Genomic DNA, 10,792 nt, shown 5'->3' with positions numbered 1-10,792 from the left:
GCTCATCACCTGCGAAACCAGACGGGCGGCGGCTGTGTCGGCCGTCGAGGCCACGGAGAAGAGACCTTGATGGACCTGTCGATCATCATGCCGTGGATCGGGGCCGCCCTGTCCATCATCGCCCTGGCGACGCAGCTCAAGACGATCTTCACCTCCGGAGAAAAGAAGCTCGATGAGCGCGTCACGAAGGTGGAAGTGAAGCTCGTCGAACATGACCGGCGCGTGCAGACGGTCGAAAGCGAGATGAAACATCTGCCGGACCGTGAGACCGCTCATTCTCTCCAGCTCGCAATGGAACGCATCGTCGGCCGCCTCGACACCATGGACGAGCGGCTACGGCCGATCGCCGCCACCAATCACCGCTTGCAGGAATATCTGCTGGAGCAAGCCAAGAAATGAGCATCGAGACCATCATCCAGGAAGAGGCCCGCCTTATCATCCTGAAGGAGCTGAAACTTCAGCCCAACCGATCGCTGACGTCGGAGGCGATGCGTCGGTATCTTCAGCGCGGCTTCCTGATCGACAAGCCTCGCGAGTGGGTCGAAACACAATACGCGTACCTTCGCGACATGGGCGCCGTCGACGTTATACCAGCCGGCACGGTTGTCATCGCGCGCCTGACGGAGCGGGGTGACTTGTTTCTGCAGGGGCTTGCCTCGATCGCCGGCGTACAGCCTCCGACCATGAGGCCCTGACATGGCGGACGATCGTCGCCTCCGTGGCCGGCTCAGCAGCCTGGAAATGCTTCCGGAGGAAGCCCAGGACGATGTCATATGGGCTGTCGGCCAGCTCAACGAACGTCGCCGCACGACGGCGGACATCCTCTTCGAGCTGAACGACCGGCTTGAGGCGAAGGGCATCCCTCCGATCTCGAAGTCCGCCTTCTATCGGCGATCGGCCCGCCTGGCGAAGCGCGCGATGCAACTGGAGGAACGCCGCTACATCTATGCCGGGATCGCCGACAAGCTCACACCGGAACAGATCGGCAAGGACGATATTGTCCTGGGGGAGTTCCTCAAGACCTTGATCGACGAATTGCTGGACGCAAGCGAAATTGGCTCGAAAGGCGCTCTGGATCTGGCCCGAGCCTACAAGGAAGTCATCGTCGGCCAACGGCATTCATCCGAACATCGCCGCAAGGCGGAGGAGCTTGCCCAGGCGAAGCTCGAAAAGGCGGTCGATGAGGTCGCGCAGGTTGTCCGCAAGGCCGGCGTGTCCCAGGAGACCATGGACGAGATCAACAGGCGCCTCGGGGTCCTCTGATGGGCCGCGCGCTGATCATTCCCGCAAACCCGGATGCGATCTTCCTGCCCTACCAGGCAAGGTGGGTGAACGACAATTCGCGCCTGAAACTCATGGAGAAGGGGCGGCAGATCGGCCTTTCCTGGTCGACGGCCTATGCCACCGTCTCCCGTACCGCCCTGGTGACCGCCAAGCGCGACCAATGGGTCTCCTCCCGCGACGACATCCAGGCGCGGCTCTTTCTCGAAGACTGCAAGCTGTGGGCCGGCATTCTGGACCTTGCCGCGCAGGATCTCGGTGAACAGGCGCTCGACCCGGAGGGCAAGCACAACGCCTACGTCCTGCGCTTTGCGAACAATCTTCGCATCAACTCCATGAGCTCGAACCCCGACGCCCAGGCCGGCAAACGCGGGGGTCGCGTGCTCGACGAGTTCGCCCTTCATCCCGATCCGCGCAAGCTCTGGTCCATCGCCTATCCCGGCCTAACCTGGGGCGGGTCCATGGAGGTCATCTCCACGCATCGCGGCTCGCACAATTTCTTCAACCAGCTTGTCCGCGAGACCCGCGAGGGCGGCAATCCGAAGAGGATCAGCCTGCACACCGTCACTCTCCAGAAGGCCCTGGAAGACGGCTTCCTGTACAAGCTGCAGCAGTCCCTGCCGGCCGATGCCGAACAGCAGGAGATGACGGAAGCGGAATATTTCGATTGGGTGAAGGCCGGTTGCGCCGACGAGGAGAGCTTTCTCCAGGAATACATGTGCGAGCCGGCCGACGACGATGCCGCCTTCCTGGAATACGATCTCATCGCCGCCTGCGAGTATCCGACCGACGTCGACTGGACCGCCATCGAGGGCCGGCAGCTCTATGCCGGCGTCGACATCGGCCGCAAGAAGGACCTGACTGTCCTTTGGGTGGTCGAGAAGCTCGGGGACGTCCTCTACACCCGCCATGTCGAGGCGCTCAGTAAGATGAGCAAGCCCGAGCAGGAGAAGGTGCTCTGGCCGTGGTTCGAGCGGTGCGTGCGGATCTGCATCGACGCCACCGGCCTCGGCATCGGTTGGGCTGACGACGCGCAGGCAAAGTTCGGAGAGCACGCCGTCGAAGCCGTCACGTTCTCGGCACCCGTGAAGGAGGCGCTCGCCTATCCTGTCCGATCCAAGATGGAAGAGCGCCGGCTTCGCATCCCGTTCGACAAGCATATCCGCGCCGATCTGCGCTCCGTGACCAAACAGGTCTCGGCGGCCGGCAACATCCGCTTCACGGCCGAGCGCACCGCAGACGGACACGCCGACCGCTTCTGGGCACTGGCGCTGGCGATCGAAGCCGCCAGCGTCCCCGGCATGGAATACGGCTACATTCCCGTGCGGCGCGCACCGACCAAGTTCGACACCCCGAATACCGACCGCGACGACGGCGCTCCGTCGCGGCTTTCGTCCATGCGCCGATCGAGAGGTATTTTCTGATGGTCCAGCTCGTCGACCAGTACGGCCGGCCGATCAGCACGGCCGCGCTGAAGAAGGAACATGCCGCGCCCACCATGACGGGCGTGCGACGGCCGAACACGGAGCACCAGGCGTCGGGCCTGACGCCCGGCAAGCTCGCCCGCCTGCTCAAGTCCAGCGTGAACGGCGATCCGGAAGCATATCTCGCGCTCGCCGAGGACATGGAGGAGCGTGACCTGCACTATGCCGGCGTGCTCGGCTCGCGCAAGCTGCAGGTCGCGGGCCTCGACGTCACCGTCGAGGCGGCGAGCGACGCCGCGGACGATGTCGAGAATGCGGACCTGATCCGCGCCTTCGTCGAGCGCGACGCCTTCGAGACGGAGCTGGTCGACATCCTGGATGCGGTCGGCAAGGGTTTCTCCGCAACGGAGATCATATGGGAAACCTCGGAGAGCCAGTGGGAGCCGGTCGCGCTCAAATGGCGCGACCCGCGCTGGTTCCGCTTTTCCGACGACGACGGCGAGACGCCCTTGCTGCGCGACGTGGGCGGCGACCAACCGCTTGCACCGTACAAATGGGTCTTCCACCAGGCCAAGGTCAAATCGGGCCTGCCGATCCGCGGCGGCATCGCCCGCGCCGTGTGCTGGACCTTCCTCTTCAAGAGCTTCACGGCCAAGGACTGGGCGATCTTCTGCGAGGCCTACGGCCAGCCGCTGCGCCTCGGCAAATGGGGCGAAGGCGCTTCGGAGGCCGACAAGGAAATCCTCCTGCAGGCGGTCGCCAATATCGGTGTCGACTATTCCGCGATCGTGCCGCAGTCGATGTCGGTCGAGTTCATCAAGGCCGACGTCACCGGCTCGCACGAGCTCTACGAGAAGCGCTGCGACTGGCTCGACCGTCAGGTCTCCAAGCTTGTCCTCGGCCAGACCGGCACCACGGACATGACGGCGGGCGGCTATGCCCAGGCGAAGGTGCACGACGGCGTGAAGGCCGACATCGAGCGATCCGACGCCAAGCAGCTCGCCGCCACGCTCAACCGGGATCTCGTGCGTCCGTACATCGACCTGAACAAGGGGCCGCAGAAAGCCTATCCGAAGATCAGGATCGGCCGTCCGGAACAGATCGACGTCGAGAAGTGGATGAAGAACGTCGAGACCTTCGTGGCGATGGGCGGCAAGATCGGCATGTCCACGGTGCGCGACAAGATCGGCGCGCCGGAGCCGGGCAAGGACGAGGAGCTGCTCGTGCCGCGCGCCAGGACGTCCGCACCGGCCGATCCGCCGGAGCCCGACGAGAAGAAGCCCCCGGTTCCCGGCACACCCGCCGCGCAGCGTGCGGCCGCGCCGGCAAAACCCTCCGACGCGATCGACACGTCCATTGCGGAGATCCTCGCCGACGACGGGTGGGCCGAGATGGTGGAGCCGATCGTCGCCGGGCTCGAAGAGCGCATCGCGGCCGCGACGAGCATGGAGGACGTGCGCGCGATCCTCGCCGACCGCTATCGGAACATGGACGTCAGCGCGCTCACCGACATGCTGGCCCGCGCCGCCTTTTCCGCCCGCCTTGCCGGCATCGGCGGCGATGACCTGTCCGACGAGGGCTGAGCGTGGCCGTCGAGCTGAAGCCGCTGCCGCCGGTCGACGCCATCGCCGCCTTCGAGGCGCGCAAGGGCGACCTGGTCGAAACCTTCTCCTGGCAGGAATTCTGGCAGGAGGAGCACGCGACGTCCTTGACGGTCGCGAAGTCGGCCGGCTTCGACATCCTGAAGGACATATCCGCCGCCTTCGAAAAGGCTTTGAAGGAGGGCCGCACGCCGGCCGAGTTCGCGCGGACACTTCGGCCGGCGCTGGAAGCGAAGGGCTGGTGGGGCCGCAAGTTCGTCGAGGATCCTCTGACCGGCGAGGTCCGGCCGGCCCAGCTCGGCAGCGCGCGCCGCCTCCAGACGATCTTCGACACCAACATGCGGGTCTCCTATGCGGCCGGCCATTGGGCGAACTTCGAGCGCAACCGCAAGGCCAGGCCGTTCCTGCGCTATGTCTGCATCCTCGACGAGCGCACGCGGCCGGCGCACCGCGCCAGGCACAATCTCGTCCTGCCGATCGACCATCCCTATTGGGACGCCTGGGCGCCGCCCTGCGGCTGGAATTGCCGCTGCACGCTGCAGAGCCTTTCGCAGCGCGATATCGACCGCCTGCTTGCCGAGGGCGAGGACCTGCGGTTCGAGCCGCCGGAAGACACGTTCCGCAATTTCGTGAACAGCCGTACCGGCGAGGTGGTGCGGGTGCCGGACGGCATCGATCCGGGCTGGGCCTACAATCCCGGCCGCGCCGGCTACGAGGCGCGTGTCAACAAGGCCATAGCCGAGAAGATCGCCGATGCGCCGCCGGAGCTGGTGGCGGCCGCCGTCGAGGAGCGCGTCTCCAGCAGCGCCTTCGAACGGTTCGTCCAGCGCCCGGAAGGCAGCATGCCCGTCATGCCGATCCCGCCCGCGCTCGCCGCTTCTCTTGGGGTCGACGCGCGCGTGGCGCTCCTGTCGGCCGAGACAATGACCAAGCAGCTCGCCCGGCATCCGGAGATGACGATCGCGGATTACAGGTTGCTGCCGGGCTTCCCGGCGAAGGCGACCCTTGCCGTCGTGGACGGCCCGCTGTCCGTCGTCCTGATCCGCCTTGCCGGCGGCCGGTGGCTCCATGCGGTCATCAAGGCGACGAAGAGCAGGTCGGCCGCGTTCCTGACGAGCTATCGCTTCACAAGCGAGGAGCGCGTGCGCAAGCTGCTTGACCGGGATGGCGTCCGTATCGTCGTCGATCGGCGGAAGGAATGATGTGCGCGGTAGGGCCTCGCAGGAACCCTACATGACGGTCCCATCCGGAGATGGTCCTACGGCCGCGAGAATGTCACCGTGTCACGCGCACGCCATGAATCTACCACGGGATCGGCCGTCCTTCAAATTCGGCCGACGACGCGCGATCGGGGGCCGGAACGCCCGATGAGCCGTCCGGAAGGAAAGATCGCGCCCACGGCCTTCAAACCGCCTTCAATTTTGATGCCCGTCCCTGTTGCGGGATCAGCAGGCGGCGGCTAAGTCTAGTTTCCTCTCCGCCCGCCCCGTCAGGTTCCGACGAGGTGCAGTTTTGCACTTCTGACGAACGCATCATGCCACCGTTACATGGCGGCATGAAAAACGCTCTCGCCCTTCTTGCTGCAGCCCTGCTGTCCGCGCACGCATCCGAGCTGACGGCCGCGTCCGCCGATGGCGTGTGGATCCAGCTCATTCCGCCCGGCACCTTCTCCGGCCGCGACGGCCGCGGGCCGTACCATGCCGGCGACGAGAAGAGCCTCCAGCGCATTGCCGAGGCGACGCGGCAGTATCATGGCTCGACCGACATCGTCATCGACTACGAGCACCAGTCGCTCAACGCGCCGAAAAACGGACGGCCGGCCCCGGCCGCCGGCTGGATCAAGGAAATCCAGGCGCGGGCGGACGGCATCTACGGCCGTGTCGAATGGACGGCGAGCGCTGCGGCCGCGATCCGGGCCGGCGAGTACCGCTACCTCTCTCCAGTCTATTTCCACCTGAAGGACGGCAAGATCCTCGCCTTGCAGAATGCGGCGCTGACCAACGTGCCCAACCTCGTGATGTCGGAAGTCTCCGCTCACTCGATCTTCCACGCAGCCCACGAAGAGGAAACCATGAAGAAGATACTCGCCGCCCTCGGCCTGGCCGAAGGCGCAAGCGAGGATGATGTGCTCGCCGCCATCAACTCGTATCTGACCAGCTCGACGGCCATCGCCGTCGCCGCCGGTCTCACGAAGGACGCCAAGTCCGAGGCGGTGCTGACCGCCGTCCAGTCCGCAATCGCCGATCGCAAGAAGATTGCGATCGCTGTCGGCAAGCCGGAGACGGCGAGCGTCGAGGAGATCGTCTCGGCGATCAGTGCCGCGCAGACGGCCGGCGCAGTCGATCCGACCAAGTACGTCCCGATCGCCCAGGTCGCCGCGATGCAGGCGGACCTGAACGCCCTCAAGGAGCAGGTCGCCCAGGACAAGGCCACCGAGGCCGTCGAGGCCGCCATCCGGGACGGCAAGATCATTCCAGCGCTGAAGGACTGGGCGATCTCGCTGCACAGGGCGGACGCGGCCAAGTTCGCCGAGTACGTCAGCAAGGCGCCGGTGCTCACCTCCGCGCAGCGCACCGCGACGGCGAAGGACCCCGGCACGGACGGCGGAGAGCAACTGAGCGATGCCGATCTCGCCGTCATGCGGCAGATGGGCCTCTCCGAGGAACAGATGCTCAATGCCCGGAAAGGCGGTGAAGCATGACGGCTCTTTCCGGCGACCGCAACACGCCCCAGCGTTCGGGCGACACCCGTGAATTCGGCGCTGCGGCCGGCGCGGTGCTCTATGCCGGCGCCATGGCGGCGGTCAACGCCGCCGGCTACGCCGTGCCGGTGAGCGAGGCGACCGGCCTCAAGGGCGCGGGCCGCGTCGAGCGCCGCGTCGACAACAGCGCTGGCGCTGCCGGCGCAAAGCGCGTCGTGATCCGCGCCGGTATCTTCCGCTACGCCAATTCGGCGAGCGCCGACGCCATCACGCAGGCCGACATCGGCGCCGATGCCTACGGCGTCGATGACCAGACCGTCGCCAAGACCTCCGCAACCAACACCCGTTCCGTCGTCGGCAAGGTCTTCGACGTCGACGCCGACGGCGTGTGGGTCCGTTTCTCCTGAAGGTGACCAATGGACATCAACTCGACCACCCTTCGTTCCGCCTATGTCGGCTTCAACGCCGCGTTCCAGGCGGGCATTGCCGAAGCGGCCACGATGTATCCGCGCATCGCGACCACCGTTCCCTCGTCCACGCGGACCCAGGAGTACGGTTGGCTCGGCCGCTTCCCCGGCTTCCGTGAATGGATCGGCGACCGTGTCGTCAACGGTCTCGCCAAGCACGGCTATACGCTGACCAACAAGTCGTACGAAAACACGATCGGCGTCGATCGCGACGATATCGAGGACGACAACCTGGGCATCTACACGCCTATGTTCCGCGACTTCGGCCAGACGGCCGTGACCTTCCCCGACACCCTCGTCTGGTCGCTGCTGAAGAACGGCTTTTCCGAGAAGTGCTACGACGGCCAGTATTTCTTCGACACCGATCATCCGGTGCTCGACGCCAGCGGCAACACCGTATCGGTCGCCAACACCGATGGCGGCTCCGGTACGCCCTGGTTCCTGGTCGACGACAGCCGCTCGCTGAAGCCGCTGATCTACCAGGAGCGCAAGAAGTTCACGAACCTCGTGCGGATGGACAAGGAGGACGACGAAGCCGTCTTCTCGAAGAAAGAGTTCCGCTACGGCCTCGACGGGCGCTGCGCTGTCGGCTTCGGCTTCTGGCAGACCGCCTGGGGCTCGAAGCAGACGCTCAACGCCGCCAACTACGAGATCGCCCGTGTGGCCCTTTCGAACATGAAGGGCGATTACGGCCGCCCGCTCGCCATCAAGCCGAAACTCCTCATCGTGCCGCCGACGCTTGAAGGCGCCGCCCTCGAAATCGTCGGCAACCCCCTGCTGACGAACGGCGGCACCAACAAGTGGTTCAAGACCGCCGAGGTCCTCGTCGTTCCCTGGCTGGCCTGACGGCCGGCCCACCTTCCGCCCGGTGCGAGCCGGGCGGGGTTTTCGAGGCGGATCGGCCGCGATCCCCCTCGCAAATCCCGAAAGGAACGCCCATGTCCAGGATTTCAAAAGCCCGTTCGAAAGCTCCGACCAAAGGCGCTGCAGCTATCGCCGCGACTTCGGAGAACGCTGCCGTCGAAACTGTCGACGCCGCAGCGACCCCGCCGGGCTCGGGCGTGCCCGGCGGGACCAATACCACCGCGAGCGAGAGCGGCGCTGCTGCCGGCAAGGCTTCGGCCGAGCAGGTGAAACCGCATGACAAAGATGGCCCGTCGACACCCGGCATCGTGCCGGACGCGACGAACAGCCAGTCAGCCCCGGAAGCGGAAGCAGCGGCTTCCGGGGGGAGCGAACACGATCCCGATGCCTCCCAGGGCGCTGCGGCAAGCGGGGCCGGCAATCCGGCCGGTCCCGCCGGCGCACTGCGCATCGTCGGCGTCGACCTCGCGCTTGCCGAGGAATTCACCGTGGTGTCCTGGGGCGCCGGCCTCTCCTTCATCGCCGAGGACTTCCCGCGCACCTATGCGTTCCTTGCCGCCGCATTCTCGGAAAAGTCGCCGAAGGACTATGACGGCGGCATCCATGTGTCTGCGAGGACGAACGGCTTCCGCCGGGGCGGCATCGCCCATTCGACGGCCGGCACCCTCTTCCCCCTCGCGGAAATCTCCCCCGCGCAGCTTGAGGCATTCCTCGGCGAGCCGGAACTGACGGTCGAGCTGGTCTGATGACGTACGCCACCCAGCAGGACCTGATCGACCGTTTCGGCGAAACCGAGCTCATCCAGCTCACCGACCGCGTCAACATTCCGGTCTCGACCGTCGATCCCGTCGTCGTCGGCCGCGCCCTGGACGATGCCTCCGCGCTGATCGACAGTTACCTGACCAAGGTGGTGAAGCTGCCGCTCGCCAACGTTCCGGACGTGCTGGTCAAAACCGCCGCCGACATCGCCCGCTATTACCTGCACGGCAAGGCGGCCGAAAAGGACAGCCCAGTCACCACGGCCTACAACCAGGCCGTCGCCTGGCTGCGCGACGTCTCGCGCGGCCTTGTGGAACTGTCGGCCGGCGGCGAGACCCCGGCGCCGGCGGGCGGCGGTTCCGTCAAGGCCGTCGCGCCGAACCGCGTCTTCACCCGCGACACGCTGAGGCACCTCTAATGCCCGGCGCCTCGCTCCTCCTCGACGACGAGCTGTCTCCGGTCCTCAGCGCGATCGGCGTGTCCATCTCGCATCCCGGCGCGCTGATGGCCGAGTTCGCGGCCGCGATGCTGCACTCGACCCAGCGCCGCTTCGAGCGCGAGACCGGCCCGGACGGGGCGAAGTGGCAGCCGCTCGCCACCCGCACCGCCCTTAAGAAAGTGCGCGGCCGCCGCCGTGGAACGGCCAACATCCTGCGCGTGAACCCGAGTGCCGGCCTGTATTCGAGCGTGGTTGCCGCATCTGACGACAACTCCGCCGAGGTCGGCAGCAATCTCCCTTACGCCCGCATCCATCAGCTCGGCGGCTCGATCACGCACTATGCCCGCAGCCAGCGCGCATCGTTCAAGCGCATCCGCAACCGCCATCGCTTCGTCAAGCCCGGCACCAAGGGCGCGAGGGAGCGCAACATCACCATCGGCGAGCACACCGTCCGGATCCCGGCACGGCCCTATCTCGGCTTCTCCGAGCAGGACCGCGCCACCCTCGTCGCCATCGGCCAGGAGTGGCTTGAACGGGAGGCCAAGCTTTGATCCCGTCCATCATCGCCCGCCTCATGGATCCCGGCACGCCGTTCCGCATTGCGGGCGGCGCGACGGACCTGGCCACCGTCAAGGATGCTCCGCCGCAGACGCCGGCGGTCTACGTCTTCGCCGGCAGCGACCGGTCGGACAAGGACGAAAGTATCGGGAGGAAGGTCCGCCAACGCTCCACCGTCGACATCTCGATCATCATCGTCACCAGCAATCTTGCCGGAACGCACAACGCCGCGGCGGCCGACGATCTGGAAGAGCTGAAGGCATTCGTCCGCGGCCGTGCCCTGGGCTTCGTACCGGCAGGCGCGCTCGATCCGCTGCAGCATGTCGAAGGCGAGCTTCAGCAGGCGGTCGGCGGGACGGTCTGGTTCGAGGACGTGTTCACCACAACCCGCTACGTGAAGGAAAACCCCTGACATGGACCCGAATGCAGGCAAGGGCGGCTCCTACATCCGCCAGAAGGACGGCTCGACGACGCTCGTCGAGCGAACGGAACCCGCAAAGCCGGCCGCCGCGCCGGTTCCGGCCGCGGCCGCGACGGCGAAGGCGCCGGCCGGCAAGAAGGAGAACGGCAATGGCTGAGCGCTACGTCAACAACCTCGCCATCCTCTGCAAGATGGAAACCGTCTACGGCACCAGCTCGGCGCCGACCGGCGCGGCCAACGCCATGGTGATGACGAACGTCGCCTATGAGCCGCTGGT

14 protein-coding genes are annotated in these 10,792 nt (G+C 66.2%); all 14 read left to right on the top strand.

Going from position 1 to position 10,792, the window contains the following annotated elements; translation table 11 throughout:
• A partial coding sequence (locus ACIIOY_RS26400) for a DUF2730 family protein (RefSeq protein WP_411037649.1) occupies positions 1–399 on the top strand: 399 nt, incomplete at its 5' end.
• Positions 396–695 (top strand): VpaChn25_0724 family phage protein, encoded by a 300-nt coding sequence (locus ACIIOY_RS26395; RefSeq protein WP_411037648.1) that lies wholly within the window; start codon positions 396–398, stop codon positions 693–695. The genes ACIIOY_RS26400 and ACIIOY_RS26395, both read left to right, overlap by 4 nt.
• Position 696: 1 nt before the next feature.
• A complete protein-coding gene (locus ACIIOY_RS26390) occupies positions 697–1,263 on the top strand; it encodes a phage protein Gp27 family protein (RefSeq protein WP_411037647.1) in 567 nt (188 codons plus the stop codon).
• Positions 1,263–2,705 carry a phage terminase large subunit family protein gene (locus ACIIOY_RS26385; RefSeq protein ID WP_411037646.1) on the top strand — a complete coding sequence of 481 codons (1,443 nt, stop codon included), beginning with the start codon at positions 1,263–1,265 and terminating at the stop codon, positions 2,703–2,705. The genes ACIIOY_RS26390 and ACIIOY_RS26385 overlap by 1 nt, the downstream gene beginning before the upstream one ends.
• Complete coding sequence (locus tag ACIIOY_RS26380; protein WP_411037645.1) at positions 2,705–4,288, top strand: DUF935 domain-containing protein; 1,584 nt, start codon at positions 2,705–2,707, stop codon at positions 4,286–4,288. Before ACIIOY_RS26385 ends, ACIIOY_RS26380 begins: the two co-directional genes overlap by 1 nt.
• 2 nt (positions 4,289–4,290) lie before the next feature.
• Positions 4,291–5,508: a phage head morphogenesis protein gene (locus ACIIOY_RS26375; protein ID WP_411037644.1), complete on the top strand. Its 1,218-nt coding sequence runs from the start codon at positions 4,291–4,293 to the stop codon at positions 5,506–5,508.
• A gap of 353 nt (positions 5,509–5,861) precedes the next feature.
• Positions 5,862–7,007 (top strand): phage protease, encoded by a 1,146-nt coding sequence (locus ACIIOY_RS26370; RefSeq protein ID WP_411037643.1) that lies wholly within the window; start codon positions 5,862–5,864, stop codon positions 7,005–7,007.
• Positions 7,004–7,414, top strand: a complete 411-nt coding sequence (locus ACIIOY_RS26365; protein ID WP_411037642.1) for a hypothetical protein — start codon at positions 7,004–7,006, stop codon at positions 7,412–7,414. Before ACIIOY_RS26370 ends, ACIIOY_RS26365 begins: the two co-directional genes overlap by 4 nt.
• Positions 7,415–7,423: 9 nt before the next feature.
• Positions 7,424–8,320: a Mu-like prophage major head subunit gpT family protein gene (locus ACIIOY_RS26360; RefSeq protein ID WP_411037641.1), complete on the top strand. Its 897-nt coding sequence runs from the start codon at positions 7,424–7,426 to the stop codon at positions 8,318–8,320.
• A 92-nt stretch (positions 8,321–8,412) separates the two neighbouring features.
• Positions 8,413–9,084, top strand: coding sequence for an HI1506-related protein (locus tag ACIIOY_RS26355; RefSeq protein WP_411037640.1), 672 nt, complete (start codon positions 8,413–8,415; stop codon positions 9,082–9,084).
• Positions 9,084–9,515, top strand: a complete 432-nt coding sequence (locus tag ACIIOY_RS26350; protein WP_411037639.1) for a gp436 family protein — start codon at positions 9,084–9,086, stop codon at positions 9,513–9,515. Before ACIIOY_RS26355 ends, ACIIOY_RS26350 begins: the two co-directional genes overlap by 1 nt.
• Positions 9,515–10,087: a phage virion morphogenesis protein gene (locus ACIIOY_RS26345; protein WP_411037638.1), complete on the top strand. Its 573-nt coding sequence runs from the start codon at positions 9,515–9,517 to the stop codon at positions 10,085–10,087. The genes ACIIOY_RS26350 and ACIIOY_RS26345 overlap by 1 nt, the downstream gene beginning before the upstream one ends.
• On the top strand, positions 10,084–10,506 hold the full coding sequence (locus tag ACIIOY_RS26340) for a phage tail terminator protein (protein WP_411037637.1): 423 nt from the start codon (positions 10,084–10,086) through the stop codon (positions 10,504–10,506). Before ACIIOY_RS26345 ends, ACIIOY_RS26340 begins: the two co-directional genes overlap by 4 nt.
• A gap of 1 nt (position 10,507) precedes the next feature.
• On the top strand, positions 10,508–10,672 hold the full coding sequence (locus ACIIOY_RS26335; protein WP_411037636.1) for a hypothetical protein: 165 nt from the start codon (positions 10,508–10,510) through the stop codon (positions 10,670–10,672).
• Positions 10,673–10,792: the final 120 nt, after the last annotated feature.

Origin of the sequence: Shinella agrisoli, assembly GCF_046557955.1 — a bacterium.
Taxonomy (GTDB): domain Bacteria; phylum Pseudomonadota; class Alphaproteobacteria; order Rhizobiales; family Rhizobiaceae; genus Shinella.
This window is presented reverse-complemented; position numbering and strand designations above follow the sequence as displayed.

Excerpts from the sequence above, each read along its gene's own strand:
- ACIIOY_RS26370 (WP_411037643.1), top strand. The coding sequence starts at position 5,862 with ATGAAAAACGCTCTCGCCCTTCTTGCTGCAGCCCTGCTGTCCGCGCAC.
- ACIIOY_RS26395 (WP_411037648.1), top strand. The coding sequence starts at position 396 with ATGAGCATCGAGACCATCATCCAGGAAGAGGCCCGCCTTATCATCCTG.
- ACIIOY_RS26355 (WP_411037640.1), top strand. The coding sequence starts at position 8,413 with ATGTCCAGGATTTCAAAAGCCCGTTCGAAAGCTCCGACCAAAGGCGCT.
- ACIIOY_RS26345 (WP_411037638.1), top strand. The coding sequence starts at position 9,515 with ATGCCCGGCGCCTCGCTCCTCCTCGACGACGAGCTGTCTCCGGTCCTC.
- ACIIOY_RS26365 (WP_411037642.1), top strand. The coding sequence starts at position 7,004 with ATGACGGCTCTTTCCGGCGACCGCAACACGCCCCAGCGTTCGGGCGAC.
- ACIIOY_RS26360 (WP_411037641.1), top strand. The coding sequence starts at position 7,424 with ATGGACATCAACTCGACCACCCTTCGTTCCGCCTATGTCGGCTTCAAC.
- ACIIOY_RS26380 (WP_411037645.1), top strand. The coding sequence starts at position 2,705 with ATGGTCCAGCTCGTCGACCAGTACGGCCGGCCGATCAGCACGGCCGCG.
- ACIIOY_RS26350 (WP_411037639.1), top strand. The coding sequence starts at position 9,084 with ATGACGTACGCCACCCAGCAGGACCTGATCGACCGTTTCGGCGAAACC.
- ACIIOY_RS26335 (WP_411037636.1), top strand. The coding sequence starts at position 10,508 with ATGGACCCGAATGCAGGCAAGGGCGGCTCCTACATCCGCCAGAAGGAC.
- ACIIOY_RS26390 (WP_411037647.1), top strand. The coding sequence starts at position 697 with ATGGCGGACGATCGTCGCCTCCGTGGCCGGCTCAGCAGCCTGGAAATG.
- ACIIOY_RS26385 (WP_411037646.1), top strand. The coding sequence starts at position 1,263 with ATGGGCCGCGCGCTGATCATTCCCGCAAACCCGGATGCGATCTTCCTG.